Origin of the sequence: Methylorubrum subtropicum (assembly GCF_038442325.1) — a bacterium.
In the GTDB taxonomy this organism is placed as follows: domain Bacteria; phylum Pseudomonadota; class Alphaproteobacteria; order Rhizobiales; family Beijerinckiaceae; genus Methylobacterium; species Methylobacterium subtropicum.
Genome location: NZ_JBBXMW010000017.1, coordinates 47,632 through 68,344, shown reverse-complemented (window position 1 = coordinate 68,344; position 20,713 = coordinate 47,632). Strand labels below are relative to the sequence as shown.

Here is a 20,713-nt window from a genome sequence, read left to right as displayed (position 1 = left end):
GCTCCCCGCACGATCCGGCTCAGCGCATCGCCACGGAGGCCGCGACGCGCTCGGCGCGGGCGAGCGCGTCGCTCTTCTCCGCGTCGGCGAAGCCGAGCACCCGCAGATAGCGGTCGTTCTCGAACACCACCGTCTGGGTCGCCGCCATGGGGCGGGCGGTCTTGGCATCGGTGAAGGTGCCGCGCAGCCGCACCACCACCGCGCCGCCGCGGGTCGTGCGCTCCTCGTCGGTCACGGCGAGGTCGCGCGCGTCCTTCTGGCTCGCGAACAGCCGGCGGGCATAGGCGGCTTCCGCGCCCTCTGGCACCGGCGCCTGCCCGAGGGAGGGGGCGATGACGATGGCGGGCTGCGCGCGCTCGGGATCGACGTCCTTCGGCCCCTCGGTGAGGATCAGGCCGTTGCCGGCGAAGACGATGACCGGGCGATACCCGGCGGTGTCGCCGATCGCGTAGGGCAGGGCCGCGACCTGATCGGCCACGCTGGCCTTGCCCCGGAAGGCGATGGTGCGGAGCGCCGCCTCGACCGCTTGGCCGGGCACCTGCTTGGCGGCTGCCTCCGGCACCTGCACGCTGACGAGGCCGGTGCCGGGCTGGCCCCGCACCACCGCGACCCACTTCCGGTAGGTGAGCCCATTGGCGCTCTGGCTGCCGCGCAGCACGAAGCCCTCGCCGCCCGCGACCGGCAACGCCTCGCGCGCGCCCTTCACCCGGAAGCCGCTCGCAGCCAGCGCCTCGGGCGTGAATTTCTGGCTGATCTGGTCCCAGGCCTCCGGTGGCATCTCCATCAGGATGATCGAGGCGCCGGAGCGGTGCTCGAACCCCGAAAAGCCCTTGGCCGGGCTCATGCCCGCGGGCGGCGCGAGACCGAGCGAGCCGGCGGGCGGGAAGACCGGCTCGGCCCGCGCCGGGACGATCGCGGCGAGCACCGAACCGAGCAGGCCGGCGGCGAGGCCGCGGAGCGAGGGGCCGCGGAGGCGGGCGAACAGGGACGATCCGTCGATCATCGGACAGCTCCGGTCTGGAAGGGGGGCTCAGCGGGTCGCGACGCGGCTGATGACGAAGGTATTGCCGGAGAACTGGACCTGTCCCGGCGCGCTCATGTGCTCCAGCATCAGGCGCAGGTTGCGGCCGAGCCGGGCGGAGTCCGAGCGGGTCTCGTACCAGTATTCGGCGGCGGCACCGCCCGCGCGGACCGGGCGGTGGTGCTCGTAGCAGCGGAAGGCCGCCATGTACTCCTCGGCCGCCTGCACCTCCTGGGCCGAGAAGCCGTTGAGCTTGACCACGTAGGCGCTCGGCAGGCCGCCGCAGGCCTCCCCGCCGGGGGCTGCCGCGACCGCGGCGTTGCCGACCGGCGCCGGGGGCGGGGCGCCGGCCTCCGCCCCGCGGCGGGGGGCGATCCCGCCGTCGAGCTTCATTGCCAGCGCCGCCGCTACGTCGCCCGCGATCGCCTTGGCCTCGGCGCCGACCCGCTCCAGCAGGCATTCGCGGTCGCAGCCCTGCGGCAGGGGCGGCAGTTGCAGCCCGGCCACCTCGAACGAGCCGAGCGACTGGCCGGTGCGGACGTTCAGGAGCCGGCCGGGGATGCGCACCTCCGGCCGGACGATGTCGGAATAGGCCGACTTCGAGGCCGAGGCGTAGATCTGGAACACTGCCACCACGTCGAGCGGCGGGTTCTGCACGGCGCGGGCGACCTCGATCAGCTCGGCGTCGCGGCGGCGCACGCGGTTCGCCTGGGTGAAGCTCATCGCCACCGCGGTCTCGTCGTAGACGTTGTAGCCGCGCAGGTTCATCGTCTCGGACAGTTCGGCGATGACCCGCTGGAAGATGCGGTTGCCGCGCGGCACCGCATCCTCGTCGGCATCCTCGCCCATCACCACGAGGTTGGGCCGCCCTTGCGCCTGGGCGGGCGCAGAGAGAAGGGTCAGGCCGGCGGCGAGCGCGAACAGGGCGGCCGCGACAGAGGTTTTCTGGGCACGAGCGAACATCGAAAGAATCTCCTCAGGGCGGCTTTCAGTCGGCGCAGGGCCGCGGCGTCGGAGCCGCGTCGAAATCGTCGAGGTCGAGGGGCATTGCCGCCCGCGGGTCGGTGAGGCCGGCGCAGGTCGTCGCGGCCGGCAGGACGAAGCGCAGCGCCCCGGTGCGGGCGGGCGCGATCAGGCTGACCTCGACCCGGCGGTTCACCCGCGAGAGCGGCGCCAAGGCGTCCTTCGGGCGGCTCGGGCCCCAGCCGTGGACGCGCAGCCGCGCGGGGTCGATGCCGTAGCCTTCCACGAGATGCGCCTTCACGGCCCGCGCCCGGGCGAGCGACAGGCGGCGGTTGTAGGCGAGGCCGCCGGCCGCATCGGTATGGCCGGCGATGAGGAAACCGTGACCCGCGAGCGCCGGGGCGCGCAGGGCTTCGGCCAGGGGTTCGAGCTGAATGCGCGCCTCGGGCGTCAGGCGGGCGCTGTCGTAGGCGAAGAGCACGGTGAGATCGACCGAGCGGGCGGACACGACCCGCACGGCCGGGCCGCCGTCGCCGGGGGCGACCGCGAGCGGCGCGCCCGGATTTCCGTCGGCGAAGGGGGCGAGCGAGCGGATGATCGCGGTGGCGCTCGGGTTGGCGGTGCCGGCTTCCGCCCGCTCGGCCGCCTCGTCCCGCGGCGGTGGCGCCTCGATTTCCGCCGGGCGGGCGCCCGGCACCTCGGTCAGCGGGTTGGCGAATGCTTGGCCGGCGAGCGCCACGGCGAGGCAGGCTGCCGAGGCCGAACCGGCGCGGCACAAGCCCGCCGGCCGGTGATCGGTCCGTTCGCCGCCCGCGGCCCGGCGGCGCGCAGGCGCAAGTTTGCGCGCGAGCGCATCGATGCTGCGCATCGGGTCCCCCTCTCGATCCCGGGCCTTGCTTCGGCCCCTCACACCCCGTCCTTGGGCGGCCCAGAGCGCGTTTCGCGCGTCCGCCGCCGAATTTTTTTGTCGGTTCAGCGCCCGCGTAGGATCGCGTTCATCCGCGCTGGATCGAGCGGGCCGTCCGCGGCCGGGGCCGGCGGTGCCGTCATCGGATTGGCCGCAGCCGGCCGCGGCGCCGGATCGGCGGCGGCCACGGGGCGGCCTTGCGCCGCCGCGATCCTCGCCAGGATCGGGCTGCGGCCCAGCAGCGCCGTCAGCCGCGTGGCGTTGTTGAAGCTCGTCGTGTCCTTCGGGTCGAGGCCGCCCTCCTTGTGGAGCGCGACGCCCGCCACCGAGGCATCGAACATCAGCGAGCCCGACGAGCCGCCGAGCGTGTCGCAGCGATGGCGCAAATCCGGTCCCACGGCCTGATCCTTCAGGGCGAAGCAGCGGAACCGACTCATCACCTTCGGGCGCCCGAGGGGATGGTGGATGACGAGCATCGAGCGGTTGCCGGGGACCGCCTCGCCGGAGAGCTTGGCGGCACCGTAGGCGGCGGTCGGGTTCCCCTCGGCGCGGGTGAGCGCGTAGTCGAGCCGCGCGTCGAACTCGACCGGCTTCGGATTGATCTCGAAGCGGCGCGAGCCTTTCCCGTCGAGGGTCAGGTAGTCCATCAGGATCGACGCCTTGACCGGCACCAGTTCGCCGCCCTGCGGCAGGCAATGGTGGTTGGTCAGCACGTAGTCCCCCGGCAGCAGCGTGCCAGTGCAGGAGGCGCCGACCTGCTGGCCGGTGCGGGCGTTCCTCAGCACGATGTCGACGCGGCCGATGGGCCTCGCCAGCGCCGCGAGCCCGTCCTTGGAGTCGAGTTCGGCGATCGGCTCGAACGCGCCCTTGTTCTGATCGACATAGGCCGCCGCGTCGCCGGTGGTCTGGCGCAGGGGCAACTGGGCCCGCCCGTAATCGGCGGGGTCGAACCCGACGCTCTGGCCCGCGGCCGGGCCGGCGGTCCCGAGCGCGAGCAGCAGGCAGGCCCCCGCCCCGGCGAGGCGGTGTCTCCGGCGAATCGAGGTCATCGCTTCCCTCCGCTTCGTCGCGGCTCTATGCCCGGCCGAGGGCCATAGGTCAAAAAGCCGTGAACGGATTGCTGTCCCATCGTCGGTCCCCTCACCGCGTGAGCGCGTGGACGAGGCGCGGACCGGACGCCGCGCCCGCCTCGGTGACGGCCTGGACCGCGTAGACGAGGTTTTGCCGGCCGCCCTCGCGCAGGAAGTAGCCCTGCGCGCCGTCGGCGAGCCGCACCGGGGGGAGGGCAGCGGCGCGCAATTCCGGGCCGACGTCGATTGTCGTGCCTGGCGCCTCGGCCCGGACGGCGAGGCCGCACAGGTCCGGTGTCAGGCGGGTCGGGGCGAGGCGCTCCGCGGTCTCGACCGGAACGGGCCGCCGCTCGGGCGGATCGGCGCCGAAGGCGACGCGGCGGCAGGACGAGCCGGCGGGGGCTCGCAATTCCTCGACGCGGATCGCGGGTTTCGGGGTCGTGGCAGGGCCGGCGTCCGGTGGCTCCGCGGCCGTGGCGGGGGCGGTCGCTGCCGGCTGCGCCTGCGGCTCGGCCGGCACCGAGGCGGTGAAGGTCGGCGCGGGCTCTTCGGTTCCGGAGCTCGGCATAGCGCGAGGAGCGAGGAGGACCATCGCGGCCATCCCCGCGGCGGCGAGGGTTCCCGCCGGCAGCGCGAGGCGCCCGAGCCGTCGCGGCGCCGCGACAGGCCCTGTCGCGATGGGCGGCCCCGGTTCGTCGGGTCGCGTCAGCGCATCGAGGGCCGCCGCCAAGCCCGTCCCCGGCAGCATCGTCGGCGCCTCGGGCCGCGCGAGGGCGCGAAACGCCGCCTCGGCCTGCGCCCGCTCCGGCCCCTCCGGCAGCAGCATTGCGAGGCGGGCCCGCGGCGCCTCGGCGAGGAGCGGGCGGGAGCGCTCGATCTTGTCGAGGAGCGCGTAGTCGCCGGGCAGCACGGCGAGGTCGAGATCGACCGCGCCGGTGGCCCACAGGATCCACTCGGCCTCTTCCGGCTCGGCGACGAGGCGGTGGCCGCGCGCGGCGAGACCATGGGCGAGCCCGACCGGCACCTCCCAGGAGCGCCCGGCATCGAACGAGCCGGAAAGACGCAACTCGTGCGGGCCGACCTCCTGCCCGACGAGCCGGGCGAGCGGCCCGCCCGCGGCGGCGAGCCGGGCGTAGTCGGCCGACCAGGGGAGGGGGCGGTAATCGCCGTCGGCGAAGGCGGCGGAAGCGGGCAGGCCGGGGCGGGGCGTGAGGGCGCGCACGCGCAGGGGGCCGGCGGTGGTGGGGATGAGGATGAGAATGGCGGATGGGCTCACGCAGAGAAGCCCCCGGTTCTGCGCGCGGAAAAAACCCTCCCCCCTCCGCGGGGGAGGTTGGGCCCCGAAGGGGGTCGGGAGAGGGGAGCGACGGTGCCGCTTTGCCGCACTCGCCCAGCTATCTCCGGAAGCGTGGCTCCCCTCTCCCGCCCTGCATCCGCAGGGCACCCTCCCCCGCAGAGGCGGGAGGGTTTTCGGCGCGCTCGCGCTTCGCCCTTCACAACAGGAACACCGCGCTGCCCGGATCGCGCAGCATCCAACCCAATTCCACCGCCTCCGGCACCACCGGATCGAGCGCCAGCACGATCGCGCCCTCGACCGGCGGCGGAAGGTCGAGCCGCACGGCCGCGTCGCCGAGCCAAGCCTCGATCGTCCGGGGCGGGCGCGCCTCGGCGCCGCGCAGGATCAGGAGCGGCGGCGTGCCCTCCAGGATCTCCAGCGCGAACGGGCCGACCCGGCGGCGCAGGAGCGCGCCGTCTAAGGCCGCCGCGGCGAGCGGGGCGTAGGCGATGGACTGGGCGGCGAGCAGGATGCGGTAGCGCCGGGCGGTGTCGGGATCGGTGCGCAGCGCGCGGACCACTGCGAGATCGACCGGGCCGCCGCCCGCGCGGGTCGCATGCGCCCAGAGCGCGGCGTGGCCGATGCGCGGGGCGGGGGCCGGGGCCCGCATCAGGGCGCGGGCGGCGTGGAGTTCGGCGAGCAGGCGGGCCTCGTCGCTCATGCCGCAGCCTCCCCGGCATAGGCGGCGGAGAGCGCCGCGGCGAAGACCGCGCGGTCGGCCTCGAACCCCTGCTCCAGCGGATGCTGCCGGGCGAGCGTCGCGAGGGCCCGCTCCAGCCGAGCGGTCTCCTCGGCGACCCGCAGCAAAGCCGTCTCGGCGGCGGCGAAGCCCGCGGTCAGCCCGGCGCGGTCCTCGAAGCCGGCCCGGCGCACCCGGCGCAGGTCCGCCTCCGCCGCGTCGAGGGCGGCGCGGGTCTTTTCCGAGAAGCCGTCGCGCTCGACGAGGCGCAACGCCGCCGCGATCCGCAGCATCCGGGCGAGATGGGCGGCGAGTTCCGACGCCCGCTCGGTGAGCGCGGCGTAGCTCTCGGCCTCGGTGCAGGCGGCGCGCGCGGCGATGTCGGGCCCGCCGCCATTCCGGCGCAGGCGGTTGGCGATGCCCGATTGCACCCGACCGAAGCTCGCGGCGCGCAGGGCCGTTAGCGGGCGGGTGCGGTGGAACGGCTCCAGGCGCAGGAAGTCGGAAAGGTCCTCGCGCTCGGCGCCGGTGAGGATCTTGGGGCCTTCCGGCCAGTCGGCCAGCAATGCGGCCAGCGTCGCGGCGGGCTCGGCGGCGGCGAGATCGGAGAGGGCCGCGTCGAGACGGTCTTCCCAGCCCTCGTGTGCGTCGAGGGAGGCGGCGGACGACAACCCGTCGAGGCCGTCCACGAGATGGGCGCCGGCCTCGAAAGTCACGAAATGCTCGGCCACGGTGCGGAAGCCCGGCCGCTCGCCCGCCGCCATCCCGGCCTGCCAGAAGGCGAGGATGTCGGCATCCGAGAAGGCGCGGCGCCCGCCGAGGAAGCCGAGCAGCGCGCGGAAGCGCCGTTCCTCTCGCGCCAGCGGCAGGTGGGCGTTGCGGTAGGCAGTGAGATGCCGGGCGAGGCGTTTTGCCAGGAAGGCGGCGCCCGCGGCATCGGGCGCGGCGACCAGCTCGTCGAGCCAGCCGGTGACGGTGCCGAATGCACCTAAGTCTTCCGCCGTCAGCACGAACTCGGCGAGCGCCAGCAGCCGGGCGAGGCCGGCCCAGCCGGTGTGCCAGCTGGGTTCGCCTTCGAGAACGAGGCCGCGACCATCCGCAGCCTCGCTCCCGGAAAAGCGCGCCGCGCAGGCCTGCGCCGTGGCAAGGCCGGGATCGAGGGCGAGGGTGACGAGGTCGCGGCCCTCATGCGCAGCTGTCGCTTGTGCGAGCGCGGCCAGCGCGTGGGCGAGGTCCCAGAGCGGGCGGTCGCGGTTCGGGCGCACGGCGCCGGTGACGACGCGGGCGAGCCACGCCCGCTCGGCGCGCGACAGGTCGCGGCCCTCGCCGACCGCCGCGAGGTCGGCCGCGCAGCGCTCGTCGTATCCGCCGGTCATGCGCCCCCCTGCGCTCTCCGCCGCCCTCGACCCGAGGGGCCCTCGATAGCCCGATCCCGCCGCGCGGTCACGGTCAGCGGCCGACGATGCGCGGCGCCACCGCCCGCACCAGCGACTCGACCTGCCGCGTCGCCGCCTCGGAGTTCTCGGCCACCGCGCGGATGGTCAGCCGGTCGCCGCCGCGCAGGAGGATGGCGGTGGCGCCCGCCGTCCTGCCGATCGGATAGGCGCTGATCCAGCCCACCGCCGGGGCCACGCCGAGGGCCGAGAGGCGGCAATCCGGGCTTTTGGCCCGGCACAGGGCTTCGAGCTGGGCGATCGAGGTCTGGCCGGATCGCACCCGCTCCTCGGTGCCGTCGGTCTGACGTCCGAGGAGCAGATCGACCATCGGGCCGCCGGGGCAGCCGAGGCACATCAGGGTGAGCCGCTGCGGCTCGGCCCGCGCGGCATAACCGTCGCCCAGCGCCCGCTTCGCCTCGTTGGCCACGGCCGTCAGGTTCTGGACTGCAAAGCCTTGGGCTTGGGCTGATTGGCTCAGGAAGTACTGGCTCCAGAGGCAGGCGAGGAGGAGGGCGACGATCCGCATGGGGAACTCCTGAACCGGGACTTGGTCTTTAAAAAATCAGCGCACGACAATGCGCGCCGTCGCCTCCGTTACGCCGGGCGTCGCCCGGATCTTTTCGAGCAGGTCGAGCACGTCGGGCGGCTGAAGCAGGGTCGCTTCGCTCTGCGCGCCGGGCGCTGCGGCGAGCCAGCGGGCGGCGAGTTCCGGCGGCAGGCCGTCCTCGATGCCGAAGCAGGAGAACAGGTTCTCGAACGGCGCGCCCGCCACGATCTCGTCGAGGCCGTAGCCGCGGGGGTAGCGCTTGGCCTCACCGGGTTTCAGCGGATTGAGTGAGGCGGCATTGTCGCGCACGGGCAGAGCCACGAAGGCGGTCTCGTCCGGCGCCACGACCCAGCAATAGAGGTTTTGCCGCGCCCGCGATTCGATGCGCAGTTCGAGCCGCTGCCCGGCAACGAACGGCGTCGCGGTGGGGGCCACCGTCAGCCGGCCCCCGTCGGTGCGGGCGGTCGCCGCGAGATGGTCGAGGAAGGGCCGCGGAATCGGATCGCAGCCGAGCCCGTCGAGGCCGATGCGGCGGCGCCCGGTCGGAGCCAGCACCGCGCCGTCGCGCTGGAACTCGACCTCCATGAAGGCTTGTGCGCTCCGATCGGTCAGGAAGCGCCCGCGCGCGGTGAGCGGACCGGTGCAGGCGGTGCCGGGCGGGCGGCGGCGCACGTCGAGGCGGGCGCCCTTCAGGACGCGGTTGGCCGAGCGGGCCTCGGCATCCAGCGCGATGACGAGGCGATCGGTCAGCACGCCGGCGCAGCTCGAATGGCCGCCCTCGGCCACGATGGGGCAGACTTCGATCGCGCTCGCGTTCGGCGCGGCCTGCGCGAGCGCCTTGACCGCGCCTTCCATCACGGCATCGACGTCGGCGACGCCCGCGCCGACGCGGATCGGCACGCTCACCGGCTCGCTCGTCGCCTTGCACTGGGCCGAGCGGGTGATGGCCTGGAGCCGGAGCGCGGCGGTCTCGCCGGCGCGGCGCGGCTCCACGAGGAAGACGCTGGCATCGCCCTCGAAGGCCGCGCGGATCTGCGCCTCGGCCTCGGCGCCGGAGAGCCCGGTGGTGCCCTCGCGCAGGGCCTTGATGCGCACCACGTCGGCGGACGCCGCGAGCCGCACCCGGCCGCTCGCCTGGAGCCGGCTCTCGATCGCGAGGCGCACTTCCTCGGCCTGCTCGCGCGAGAGCGCCGTCTGGCCGGGCTCGACGCCGACGACGGCGAGCGTCAGCTCGCGCTTCCCGGCGCAGGCGGAGACGGCGTCGAGGAAGGGGGTGAGGGCGGCGGTGGTGGGGTCGGCGTGGGCGGGGGTCGAGGTGACGATTGTGGCGAAGAGGGCGGCCACCAAAAACCCTCCCCCCTCTGCGGGGGAGGGTGCCCGCGGAGCGGGCGGGAGAGGGGGACCACGCTTCCGGAGAATTCGCGTCGAGGGCGGCCAAGCGGAACCGTGGTTCCCCTCTCCCGACCCCCTTCGGGGGCCACCCTCCCCCGCAGAGGGGGGAGGGGAAGCGTCGCAGAGCCGGCTCATTCCGCCTCGTTCGCCCGCGCGTACTGATCGAGCGCCCGGACGAAGACCGGGTTGAAGCGCCCGTCGAGCGCGCCCGGATAGTAATCCGCCTCCTTGATCGCCCGCTGCACCGTGCGGATCGTCTCCGGCTTGAGCTTCTGCTGCGCCGTGTCGGTGGCCGAGACCGAGGCGGCGCCGATCTCGCCCTTCTTGAGCGCCCGGAGTACCATGTCGGCGGAGCGCACGCCGGGGAAATAGCGGCCGAAGCCGTTGTCGATCAGCGTCGCCATCGTCGCCATGGCGACGGGATCCCCCTTGTCGGCCGCTTGGCGAAACAGGTCGAAGCCTTGGCGCAGGTCCTTCGGGAAGCCGTAGGCGCCGGTCGAATAGTGCGGTACGAGCTTCGAGATCGAGGCGACGTCCCCGCCCGCGACCGCGCGCTTGTAGAGCGCGACCGCCTGGGCCTCGTCCTTGGGGATGCCGTTGCCGTATTCGAGCATCCGGGCGGCGTTGGCGAGCGCCACCACGTTGCCGCCTTCGCCCGCCTGCCGGTAGAGCCGGAACGCCTCCGTTTGCGAGCGCTTCACGCCCTGGCCGTACTCGTAGAGCGTGGCGAGGTTGTTCATCGCCGAAACGCTGCCGGCCTTGGCGGCGCGGTCGTAAGCCGCAAATGCCTCCTTGGACCGCTCCGCCCGGTCGTAGACGCGGCCGAGCTGGTAATCGAGGCGGCGCAAGTTCGGGTAGGCCGAGGCCGCAGCGCGGCAGGCCTCGATCGCGGCCGACGCCTCGATGCGGCCGAGCTTCACTCCCGTGACGCTTTTGGGCCGATCCGGATCGTCGGTGCCCGCCGCGAGTTCGTCGCAGCGCTTCACCCGCGGATCGCCGCCGGGGTTCGTGCCGCCGAGATAGCCCTCCGCGATGCCACGATAGGCGCAGACCTCGCCGCAGGAATCGAGATAGGCCTGATACTGCCGCTGTGCCCCGAACTTCGCCCAGTTCTCCCCGTCGATCGCCGCAGCGTCCCGGCGCCGGCCCGCGAGCAGCCGGTCCATGGCCTGGGGCCGGTAGGTGCAGGTCGCGCCGCAGGCGCCGACATAGGCTTCCAAGGCCTCGCGGGTGCCGAGCGCCTCGGCGCGTCGCCACGCCGCCTCGTCGCGGAGCGCCGCGACGCCGCCCGCCACCGCCTCGACGGGGAGCGAGGCCTTGAGCACGATCGGCGCGTCGTCCACCTCCGTCACCTGCTCGCGGCCGGACGCGCGCCGGGCGCCCTCGGCGACCTGATCGCGCAGGTAGAGCTTCAGCTCGGCCCATTGGACGAGCCCGTCGCCGTCGCCTTGCGCCTCCTTCGCGTCGGCCTGTCCCGAGACGCCCATCAGGAAGCGGCTGGTGAGGAGGCCGAGGCGGTTCGCCTCGTCCCAGTTGGCGGGCGTGGCGCCGGAGGTGGCGACCACCCGCACGATGCCGCTCTCCGCCTTCGGCTTGGCCGGCGCGAAGCCCGGAGCCGAGACCGCGAGCAGGCTCTCGCCCTTGCGTCCGGTCTCGCCGGTGAAGCAGGCATCGACCATGACGACGAGCTGGCGCTCGGGCCCGATCTTGCGCTTCACGAGGTCGAGGTTGCGGTAGAGCGTCTCCAGGCTGTAGCCGCTCTCGCCCTGGTTTGGGTTGCCGTCCTCCGGCAGCAGGAAGGGCTGCTTGGTGGCGAGGTCCGGCACGCCGTGGCCGGAGAAGTAGACGAAGACGTTGGAGCGGCCCTCGCGCACGCTGCGCCAGAGGCGCCCGGCCTGCGGGTTGCGCTCGGTGCCGAAGGCTTGGTTGAACTCGTTGAGCGTCGCGTCCTTGAGGACGAAGACGTTGCCCTCGCGGTAGCCGAGCCGCCCGATCAGGTACGAGCGGATCGCCTCCGCGTCGTTGTGGGCGTAATCGACCGGCACCGTCTGCTTGTAGCTGCGGTTGCCGATCACCACCGCGACGGAGTCGGCGTTGTCGGCGAAAGTCGCCGGCGAGGAAGACGGATCGGGGGCGGCGCGGGCGGGAGGACCGGAAAGGCAGGCGAACCCGAGGAACGCGGCGGCGTAGAGGGCGATCCGCCGCGGGGCGGGCGCCGGGGCCTGTCTCGGCATCAGGGTCCTCCTGCCGGCTCGCGGGCCGGATCGTTCGTCCTTGACAAGGGGCACGCCCGAATCCGGGCACGGCACAGGGTTAGCCGCCAGAACCCTGAGAAACAATGCCGCCCTCATCCGCCCGCGAACAGCGCGAGGACGAGGCTGAGGGCGGCCAGATGCAATGGCGAGAGGGCGGTGAGCAGCATGGCGGCGCCCCCTCACGGCAGGTAGAGGCCGGAGCCGCAGCGGCGCACGCGGCGCGCCTCGACATAGCCGGTATAGCGGTTGAACACCTCGACGTTGCGGTAGAGGCAATACCGCCCTGAGTTGCGGCCGTTGTAGTAGACGCCGCCATTGTCGAGATCGACGCCGATGAACTCCTGGTTGCCGCGCGGCGGGGCGCTCTCCTGAGCGGAAGCTGGGTTCGTGGCGGTGAGAAGGCCGGCGGCGGCAAGTACGAAAATCATCGTCCGGGTCATGATTACATCTCCCTGTTTGGGCGGTGTTTTCCGCCCTCGACGGGGGCATGGGCCGGCCAGAGCGGCTTTCGCCGACGCGCCCGAAAAGTTTTTCGGATTTTTCGTTCAGGGGCCGGCGCCCCGCGGCGGAGCGAGGCGTGGCGGCGTACCCGCTTGACATAGACGCAAACTGCATCTTAGTTATTCGCACGATGCGAATAAGAGGTGGCCATGAGTGAGGACGCGTTTCTCGCCGCCTACGATCCGGACGCCTACGGGCGCCTCGCGCTCACCGTCGACGTGGTCCTGATGGGGATCCGAGACGGGCAACCGGCGGTGCTGCTCCTGAAGCGCGCGGAGCCTCCCCAGGCTGGGCTGCGGGCGCTGCCCGGCGGCTTCGTCGGCGTGGAGGAGACGCTGGAGGCGGCAGCCGAGCGGGTGCTGTGCGACAAGGCGGGGCTCTCGGGCTTCCATCTCGAACAGCTCTACACCTTCGGCGCGATCGGCCGCGATCCGCGGATGCGCATCGTCTCGGTCGCCTATCTCGCCTTGCTGCCGGAGGCCGCGTTCGCCGCCGCGCAAAGCAACGGAGCGGGCCTGCTTCCGGCGGTGATCGAAGTGCCCTGGGCCGGAGAGGCGGGCGGCCCGGTCGCGGTGCGGGCGCCTGACGAGAGCGGTTCGCTCAGGCTCGCCTTCGACCACGCCGACATCCTCGCGCTCGCGATCCTACGGCTGCGGGGCAAGCTCGCCTACTCGGGCGTCGGCTTCGCGCTGCTGCCGGAGCGCTTCACCCTGCGCCAGCTCCAAGCGGTGCACGAGGCCATCCTCGGCACGCCGCTCAACAAGCCCGCCTTCCGCCGCCGGATGCTCGACCGCGGCTGGCTCGAACCAACCGGGGAGCGCGAGGCCGGCACCTCGTTCCGCCCGCCCGAACTCTACCGCTTCCGCCAACCGTAAGGAGACTGCCATGGCCACGATCCGCAATCTCGGCCCGGTCGCCCAACTGCGCAGCGAGGCGAGCCGGCACGTCATCCGCTATCGCAACGGGCGCATCCGCCAGAGCGGGCGGGGCCTCGTGTTCTGGTTCCGCCCGGAGAGCGCGAGCATCAGCGAGGTGCCGATGGACGACCGCGAGATGACCCTGTTCGTGCGCGGTCGCAGCCGCGACTTCCAGAGCGTGACGGTGCAGGGCACGATCGGCTGGCACGTCGTCGACCCCGAGCTGCTGGCGAGCCGCATCGACTTCTCGATCGGCCTGTCCAGCGGCCAGTTCCAGGGGGAGCCGATCGAGCGGATCGAGGCGCGGCTGTCGGGAATCGCCGGTCAGGCGATCCTCCAGCACCTCGGCGCGAGCCCCGTGCGCGCCCTGCTCGATGCCGGGCCGGAGCCCCGTGCGCGCCCTGCTCGATGCCGGGCCGGAGCCGCTGCGGCTGCTCCTCGAAGCGGTGTTGACGGAGGCCCCCGCGCTCGCCGAGATCGGCGTCAGTCCGGTCTCGGTGCGCCTCACCAACCTCGCGCCGACGAGCGAGCTGGAGCGCGCCCTGCAGACCCCGACTTTTGAAGCTCTGCAGCAGAAGGCCGACGAGGCGACCTTCGCCCGACGCGCGCTGGCGGTCGAGAAGGAGCGCGCCATCGCCGAGAACGAACTCGCCACCCGCACCGAGCTGGCGCAGCGCGAATCCGGCCTCATCGCCCGCGAGGCCGAGAACGCCCGCGACCGCGCGGCGGGCCTGGCGCAAGCGCGCGGCCTGGAGGCGGCAGCGGAGGCCGAGCGCATCCGCCTCGTCGAGGGGGCGCGGGCCGAGGCCGAGGCGCGGCGGGTAGCGGTCTACCGCGATCTGCCTCCGACCACCCTGCTCGGGCTGGCTGCGCGGGAGCTGGCGGGCAAGCTCGACACGATCGAGCATGTTAACCTCACCCCCGATCTGCTGGCGAGCCTGATGGGTGAGTTCCGCCGGGCGGCGCCGCTCACCGCCCCCCGCTGAGGACGCGACGCGATGGCGGCGATCCCCCCGCGCGCCGTGTTCGTCACCCGCGACACGGATTACGAGTTGCTGCTCGCCCGGCACGCGACCCGCGGTCAGGCGAAGTTCTTCCTGGAGAGCCGCGGGCAGTCGCTCGGTGAGGTCGAGGACCGCCATGCCCGCTTCCACGCGGTGCTGGCCCAAGCCCGCGCCGCGGTTCCGGGGGAGTGGCGCCAGGCGCTGGCGCGGCGGAGCGACCTCGACCGCTTCCTGTTCGCGCCGGAGGACGTCGTCGTCGCCGTCGGCCAGGACGGTCTGGTCGCCAACGTCGCGAAGTATCTCGACGGGCAGCCGGTGATCGGCCTCAACCCGGCGCCCGACCTCTACGACGGCGTGCTGGCGCGGATCGGGATCGAACGGCTCGGCCCCCTTCTGCCCGCGAGCGTCGCGGGCGCGGCTCCGATCGAGCGGCGGACCATGGTGCGGGCCGTGCTCGACGGCGGGCAGCGGCTGCTGGCCCTCAACGAGATCTTCGTCGGCCACCGCAGCCACCAATCGGCGCGCTACCGAATCGCGGCTGGCGCGGCGGCGGAGGACCATTCGTCGAGCGGGCTCATCGTCGCGTCGGGCACCGGGGCGACGGGCTGGGCGCGCTCCATCAGCGAGGCGACCGGCCTCGGCTTTCCCCTTGGCCCGGAGGAAACGGCGGTCGGCTACTGGGTGCGCGAGCCGTTCTCCAGCGTAGCCACCGCCACGCATCTGCGAGCGGGGAAACTGCTCGCGGCGGCGACGCTGTCGGTGGTCTCACGGATGAACGAGGGCGGCGTGGTCTTCGCCGACGGCATCGAGCAGGATTTCATAGCCTTCGATTGGGGCCGGCATGTCGAGATCGGGCCGGCCACCCGGACGCTCAATTTGATCGCATCTTGAGGTCAGTGACATCTTGTCAAAATATTATTCGGGATGGTTTCGGATCGAATATCATCATTCAAATTCGGTATATATGTATGCGTCATTTTACAATAAATATGGATCGACGGACTTGAGCTTCCAGTGTTGATACTTATAATATTTCGACAAAATGTACAGTGACTATATTATAAAATGCGAATCTGCCAATTTTGCATTGTGTGAGTCGAGAATTTGATAATTTAGTTCCTACCATATGCTGTCTTGGAAATTACGACATCGTTCACACCTACGCAAATCATAACGGACGCGTCGCTGCGGCGGTGGGCCAACACACGGACGATCTGCACGTCGGGATCGCCCACCGACAGGGAAGTGCCGGTCGCCGAGTGGAAGCCGACAACGATGCCGGTGCGATTGTGATTGAGTCCAGCATAAAGGCGTTCCATCTCGAAGATCCTGGCGCTCGCCCGGACGAAGTTCAAGAACGAGGCGGGTGGCAGCGGATATTTGAAACTCCCGCCCACCGCCCAATTTCCAGTCGTGAAGGCGCAGCCGTCGATGATGTCATAAGCACAAGCATCGCTTTTGGATCTACCGTACCGACCTCGGCACTCGCCGGGTAGGTCAGGAAGGCGTAGAGGTCCTCATCACTATCACCGAATCGTCAAGCACACCCATGCTTGGTTTTCGCTTTCAGCGCCGTGCGGGACAACGGTCCGTATGGCAGGCACGATATCGGCTAAGACGGATATCGTACAAAAACAAGTCAAAGCCCAAGGTCACGGCCAGGATGGTTGGCTAAGAGTTTTGCGCGACGGACGTAGCCGTGCATGGTCTTGAGATCGCGGTGGCGCGAGTGTTCCATGATCGCCGCATCGCGCGCGCCGGCCCGGTAGGCCTCGGTGATGAAGCCTGCCCGGAAGCCGTGCGCCGAGAGCCGTTCGCGCGGCCCGGCCGACAGCCCCGCTTCGACGGCGCGCTTCTTGACGATGCGACCGATCGAATCCGGGTGCAGCCCCGCCTCGCAGACCGTGCCGTCGGCACGGATAGCGCGGAAGACGAAGCCTTCGGTCGGCGCTGCCGTCATCCAGCGGCGCAAGGCCTGCACGGGGCAGGTCGCGGCGTGTTCGCCAGAAGGGATCGCCACGATCGTTCCTTCGCGCTCCTGATCGCCCTTCGAGGCCGGCAGGAAGAGGCGCAGGCCGTCGGGCCCGAAGGCGACGTCGCCGGCCCGGACGGCGGCGAGTTCGGAGCGTCGAAGGGCTCCGGCGAAGGCAACGAGGAACAGAGCTCGGTCGCGGAGACCCGCGAACCCGTCGCAGATGGCGACGAGACGGCGGGTCTCGGCGACGCCGAGGGCGGCCGCCTTTCGCGTCGGTATGCCGTGACGGCGGAACAGGCCGCGCAGCGTCGCCCGGATGGCCGGATGCGCTCGAACCCAGGGATGGCCCGCGAGCTTGTGCGCCTGTCCGATCGTGACAAGCCGGCGCTCGATTGTGGCGCGGCCGTGGGTGGTCGCCATCGAGGCGAGATAGGCCGAGACCTGCTCAGGCGGCGCAGGCAGTGGTGCGAGAGCATGCGCCTCGCACCAGTCCATGTAGTGGTTCCAGTCCGCCCGGTAGGCGCGGCGCGAAGCGGGCGCGAGCGCCTCTTCCGCGAAGGAACGGGCGGCGGCGAGAGCGGTCGCGGGGAGGGTCTGCATCGGGTCGGCCTGGTATCCTCCTGCGATTCGTACGGCAAGGTCTGATAAGGAAGCGTTATCAGACCTAAGCTCTCGTTCAGAGCCGCCCGCGGATCACCGGGCACGTCCGTCGCAAATCGCAAAACACCTCCGAGTAGGGGAGGGCGCGGGACCGTACGAAGTTCCACGCCGGCCGGGCGATGCACCGAAAGATCGCCATACCGTAAATCCCCCGGCGAATCTGACCCGCGACTCGACTCTCGCTCGAGAATCGGTCCACGACTCGTAGCGCTACGAGTCGTGGATGGTGCCACCGATGCCCGACGTCCGTTCCCAGGCCCGCGTGAAGCGTCTGCGGGAGAGCCGCAAGGCCTCCGGCGAGGTCGAGACGAACGTCTGGTTGCCGGCGGCGGTGCGCGAGGCGATCGACGCGGCCGTCAAGGCCGGCCGGTTTCCTAATAGGCGAACCGCCATCGTCCACGCGCTTCAAAGCACGTTCGCGGAGATGAAACAGATGTAACCGGCAAAGCAAAAGGCCCCGGAGCTGGGGAGCTCCAGGGCCTTTGGACCTCAGATGCCTGGCGGGGAAGCCGGGGCGATCAAAGGCGATTCGCACCTCCTTATCCCCCGAACCCGCCGAGCCGTCAAGAACATCCTTCGGGGTGAACGGTCCCGCTTTGCCTCCAGGATGGAGGTTGAAGGTGGAGAGGGTTCATACCGGTGGGAGGCCGCTGACGCGTGCCGCTCTCGCCGGCCGGGGACGTGCGCTCGATGCGGGCCGCACAATCTCGAGACGCGAGCTCGCGGGTCACGCCCGCGATGCCGCCAAGGCTTTACGCCTGCGTCCGGCACTGCGCCAAGTACTCGCGGAGCTTGCCGCCGTTTGGGGCGAGCAGCCCTGGGATCGGTTGCTGGTCTGGCCATCAAACGAGCGTCTCGGCGAGCGTACGGGACTGTCGGAGCGGGCCGTGCGCTACGCGCTGCGCGATCTCATCGGACTGGAGCTGGTTACGCCCAAGGATTCGGCCAACGGGAAGCGCTACGCGATCCGCACGCCCGACGGCACGATCGTCGATGCCTTCGGATTCGACCTGACGCCTCTCGTCGCACGTGCCGGTGAATGGGCGGAGCGGTTGAGATCGATGGCGGCCGAGACCGAGCGCAAGCGCCGTTCGTTCGATCTTCTGACCGTCTGTCGCCGGGCATCCGAGGAAGCCCTCCTGGGTCTGGCTACACGATACCCGGAAAAGCTCTCTCACGACCTCGTCGCGCGGCTCGCGCACCTACAAACGTCCTCGCCGAAGCGTCGGAGCGGAAGCGATGTCACGCCGGAGCTGTTGGCAGCCTGGGGAGATCTTCGCCGTATTGCCGAAGAACGCTTCATGGAAGCCGGCTGTGCCGGCAATTCCAGCCCGCACAAAGAAACAGACAACGGATGCTCTAGCGATTCTTGTCCAAAAGGCTTCCCGAAGGAAGCTGACGCCGTTCTTCCAAACGAACGGGAAAGGGTGGATCTGGACCCGACGCTGGTGGCTGGAGCCTGCCCAATCATCACCGATTTCACCCCCGACGAAGACGTTTCTGCTGAAACGCTGGTGGTGCTTGGGCAAGATCTGCGTGGCTCGATCGGTGCGCACCCTTCGGCCTGGACCGAAGCGGTCGGGGACCTCGGCCGGTTGCGTGCTGCGCTCCTCGTGTTGATCGTTGCGCAGCTGCACGCGGATGATGCGGAGCGCGGCGAGACGAGGATCCGGAACCCCGGCGGCTACTTCCGCCAGCTTGTGCGGCTCTGTGCCGAAGGCCGCTACGATATCCCAGCTGAACTCATGGCGATGCGACGCAGGAGGATGACATGAGGGATGCCTATCCCGTGCTCAAACCCGACGATTAGACGCGACCCTGTGGCATTGTCGGAATCGTGAGGCAGTCGTCACTGCCAGTCGCCGCAATTCATGATTTTGATGCCCGTCCGCTCGTCGGTCGGCTGTCGTGCTGAGGCCGCCAGTGGGGCGGCCTACTGAGATCGGGTCGGTCATACCCCGCTAGGGAGGGCCAGCCCGAAGGTAACGCCGGTCGTCGGCGATCCCGCCGAAGTGCTTCATGCAGGACTTGATCCAATCGCGCTGCGCAGCCTGCACTTTGATGATAGTGAGGTGTTAGGCGTCGCGCGTCCTACCGGCGAGCTGCTGTCTAGGCATGCGCTGAAGCTGAAGGAACCCGACCGATTTCCGAGCCGACGATCCGCTTTCTCTGTGCCTACCCCAAAAGCAAGTATGTCAAGCTGATTACCTCTGCTTTCGACGGGCATCATACCTACGCGTTCTCTAACATCCAGGCCGTCGACGCGCTTGGCGTTGGCAGCGTCGTGCATGTCCAGTGGGAAGAATTCGCTCTGACAGGCTGTGCCGACGAGCTCGAGGCGAGGCGACGCGGCGAGCGTTTCGCCCATGTTCTCGAAGCCTACCAAAACCGTGGCGGGCGGGTGGTGCTGACCATTCACAATGAGGAGCCCCATTCAGGGGTATTCATCGATACCTTCATGATGCTGCGGCGTGCGGTGGGCCGACTGGCCGATCTCGTGCTTGTGCACGACGCACACGCCGCGGAACTCATGCGGCGGCAGATCGGCGACGCGGCTCGGATCGCGATCCTGCCGCATCCATCCTCCCTCGACGTCTACGAATCCGCGGCGACACTGACGGCGGCGCTTCCGGCAGCTCCAAGTCGGACCCTTCTGGGGTTCGGCGCCATGCGCGCGCAGAAGGGCTTCGCGGACATGATCAATCACCTCCCGCCCGAGTTCCTAGCGGAGAGGGGCGCGCGCCTACGATTCAGCGGTGTCGGCGACGTGGCCGCCTCCCTCGCGGAATGCCACGGAGACCGCACCGACATCGACTTCGACATCCGCTACGTGCCCGACGACGAGGTGCCGGCCCTGTTGCGTGGCAGTGCCGCCGTCGTTCTACCGTACAAGCGCATGCTGACCTCGGGCGTCGCCCTGTTGACGATGAGCTGCGGCGGTGTCATCGTCGCCCCTGATCTTCCACCAATGCGCCTTCTACTGCCGGAAGTGGGCCACAACTTGCTCTTCCGGCCGGACGACGCCGACGACTTCCGGCGCGCGGCCGATGCCGCACTTACTTTGAGCCAGGACGCGCGGCGCCTTCTTATTGCCGAGGGGCTCGACATCGCGCGGGCGCATCATCCGCGCATCGTCAGTGCACGGCTATCGACACACTATGATATCCTGCTCTCGCGAAAGGTTTAACTGCAATGACGGTGATGTTGCCTGATGGTCGCTTGTACGGCAAAACGCTGCTAGTTTGCGTTGGTGCGCAAAAATCAGGAACCACTTGGCTTCACGCCAACCTACGCCGCCATCCCGAAGTGTATCTCCCGCCGCTGAAGGAGATGCACTGGTTCGATGCGAGCTATCCGAAGCAAACCGAGCGACTTGAGCGCTACATGACGCGGGCGAAGCGAGCGATGACCGCACTTCGCATCGATAGTCCTCCGAACGCGTTCGATGAGGTCTCTGCCATGCTCGACTACTTCCAGCTGCTTGGCGGCGGCCTGACACTGACAGACTTCTTCGCACGTCACGTGCGGCCCGGCCACAGGGTGTTCGGCGATTTCACTCCAGCTTACGCGGAGATGGACATTGATGCGTTAATTCGAATGCGCGACGCTTGGCCTGATACGCGCGTCGTCTTTCTCATGCGCGAACCCGTGGCAAGGCTCGTTTCGGCTGCACGGATGAATGGGCGTCAGTTGGGTCGGCGGGCGACCGATACCGACGTTCTTGCCAAACTCAATAATCCGCGAGACGTGGCCTATTCACGCTACGATCTTCTGATCGAACGGCTCCTGTCGGTGTTTGGCGAGGGACGAGTCTACACAACCTTCTATGAGACCATGTTCAGGCCTCAGTTCAGCACTCATCTATGCCGCTGGCTCGGCATTTCCGACATGCCCTTCAACAACGAGGAGAGAGTGAACTTCGCGGCCGACCCCTATACTGTCGAGGGGCCGGGACTCCAAGCAGCGCGCGAAATTTTAAAGCCCGTCTACGATTACTGCGCCGACCGCTTCGGCGACGCCGTACCGGCAGAATGGCAACAGACGGGCTGA

The 20,713-nt window shown here is 70.2% G+C and carries 19 protein-coding genes; 7 read left to right on the top strand and 12 right to left on the bottom strand.

The features are described 5' to 3' along the window. Positions 1-19: 19 nt before the first annotated feature. From AAHG03_RS20700 to AAHG03_RS20650, 11 genes are all read right to left on the bottom strand, one after another. Positions 20-1,003, bottom strand: coding sequence for a hypothetical protein (locus AAHG03_RS20700; protein WP_342152867.1), 984 nt, complete (start codon positions 1,001-1,003; stop codon positions 20-22). Between the two features lie 27 nt (positions 1,004-1,030). After that, a complete protein-coding gene (locus tag AAHG03_RS20695) occupies positions 1,031-1,984 on the bottom strand; it encodes a hypothetical protein (RefSeq protein ID WP_342152866.1) in 954 nt (317 codons plus the stop codon). Positions 1,985-2,009: 25 nt separating this feature from the next. Further along, complete coding sequence (locus AAHG03_RS20690) at positions 2,010-2,852, bottom strand: OmpA family protein (RefSeq protein WP_342152865.1); 843 nt, start codon at positions 2,850-2,852, stop codon at positions 2,010-2,012. 104 nt (positions 2,853-2,956) lie between these two features. Beyond that, entirely contained in the window at positions 2,957-3,940 is a 984-nt protein-coding gene (locus AAHG03_RS20685) for a trypsin-like serine peptidase (protein ID WP_342152864.1), read from the bottom strand. 91 nt (positions 3,941-4,031) lie between these two features. Beyond that, positions 4,032-5,237 (bottom strand): hypothetical protein, encoded by a 1,206-nt coding sequence (locus tag AAHG03_RS20680; protein WP_342152863.1) that lies wholly within the window; start codon positions 5,235-5,237, stop codon positions 4,032-4,034. Between the two features lie 217 nt (positions 5,238-5,454). Continuing rightward, positions 5,455-5,958: a hypothetical protein gene (locus AAHG03_RS20675; RefSeq protein ID WP_342152861.1), complete on the bottom strand. Its 504-nt coding sequence runs from the start codon at positions 5,956-5,958 to the stop codon at positions 5,455-5,457. After that, complete coding sequence (locus AAHG03_RS20670) at positions 5,955-7,352, bottom strand: hypothetical protein (RefSeq protein ID WP_342152859.1); 1,398 nt, start codon at positions 7,350-7,352, stop codon at positions 5,955-5,957. The genes AAHG03_RS20675 and AAHG03_RS20670 overlap by 4 nt, the downstream gene beginning before the upstream one ends. Before the next feature lie 73 nt (positions 7,353-7,425). Then, entirely contained in the window at positions 7,426-7,938 is a 513-nt protein-coding gene (locus AAHG03_RS20665) for a hypothetical protein (protein WP_342152858.1), read from the bottom strand. A gap of 36 nt (positions 7,939-7,974) precedes the next feature. After that, entirely contained in the window at positions 7,975-9,303 is a 1,329-nt protein-coding gene (locus AAHG03_RS20660) for a hypothetical protein (RefSeq protein WP_342152857.1), read from the bottom strand. A gap of 179 nt (positions 9,304-9,482) precedes the next feature. Continuing rightward, positions 9,483-11,585: a caspase family protein gene (locus tag AAHG03_RS20655; RefSeq protein WP_342152856.1), complete on the bottom strand. Its 2,103-nt coding sequence runs from the start codon at positions 11,583-11,585 to the stop codon at positions 9,483-9,485. A gap of 200 nt (positions 11,586-11,785) precedes the next feature. Continuing rightward, complete coding sequence (locus AAHG03_RS20650) at positions 11,786-12,046, bottom strand: hypothetical protein (RefSeq protein ID WP_342152855.1); 261 nt, start codon at positions 12,044-12,046, stop codon at positions 11,786-11,788. Positions 12,047-12,256: 210 nt separating this feature from the next. Here AAHG03_RS20650 and AAHG03_RS20645 point away from each other — a divergent pair, with 210 nt between their 5' ends. The 3 genes from AAHG03_RS20645 (at position 12,257) to AAHG03_RS20635 (ending at position 14,919) form a co-directional block, all read left to right on the top strand. Continuing rightward, positions 12,257-12,982 (top strand): NUDIX hydrolase, encoded by a 726-nt coding sequence (locus AAHG03_RS20645; RefSeq protein WP_342152853.1) that lies wholly within the window; start codon positions 12,257-12,259, stop codon positions 12,980-12,982. Positions 12,983-13,398: 416 nt separating this feature from the next. Next, complete coding sequence (locus tag AAHG03_RS27130; protein WP_412759775.1) at positions 13,399-14,010, top strand: hypothetical protein; 612 nt, start codon at positions 13,399-13,401, stop codon at positions 14,008-14,010. Positions 14,011-14,022: 12 nt separating this feature from the next. Beyond that, positions 14,023-14,919: a diacylglycerol kinase catalytic domain-containing protein gene (locus AAHG03_RS20635; RefSeq protein WP_342152852.1), complete on the top strand. Its 897-nt coding sequence runs from the start codon at positions 14,023-14,025 to the stop codon at positions 14,917-14,919. Between the two features lie 748 nt (positions 14,920-15,667). Here AAHG03_RS20635 and AAHG03_RS20630 read toward each other — a convergent pair. Further along, a complete protein-coding gene (locus AAHG03_RS20630; RefSeq protein ID WP_342152851.1) occupies positions 15,668-16,603 on the bottom strand; it encodes a site-specific integrase in 936 nt (311 codons plus the stop codon). Positions 16,604-16,898: 295 nt separating this feature from the next. On the opposite strand from AAHG03_RS20630, the gene AAHG03_RS20625 reads away from it, so the two are divergent. The 4 genes from AAHG03_RS20625 to AAHG03_RS20610 all read left to right on the top strand — a co-directional run bounded on the left by AAHG03_RS20625 (position 16,899) and on the right by AAHG03_RS20610 (position 20,713). Continuing rightward, entirely contained in the window at positions 16,899-17,102 is a 204-nt protein-coding gene (locus tag AAHG03_RS20625; protein WP_342152850.1) for a hypothetical protein, read from the top strand. A gap of 142 nt (positions 17,103-17,244) precedes the next feature. Beyond that, positions 17,245-18,438: a plasmid replication protein RepC gene (repC, locus tag AAHG03_RS20620; protein WP_342152849.1), complete on the top strand. Its 1,194-nt coding sequence runs from the start codon at positions 17,245-17,247 to the stop codon at positions 18,436-18,438. A gap of 509 nt (positions 18,439-18,947) precedes the next feature. Next, complete coding sequence (locus AAHG03_RS20615; protein ID WP_342152848.1) at positions 18,948-19,850, top strand: glycosyltransferase; 903 nt, start codon at positions 18,948-18,950, stop codon at positions 19,848-19,850. A 5-nt stretch (positions 19,851-19,855) separates the two neighbouring features. After that, a complete protein-coding gene (locus AAHG03_RS20610) occupies positions 19,856-20,713 on the top strand; it encodes a sulfotransferase family protein (protein ID WP_342152847.1) in 858 nt (285 codons plus the stop codon).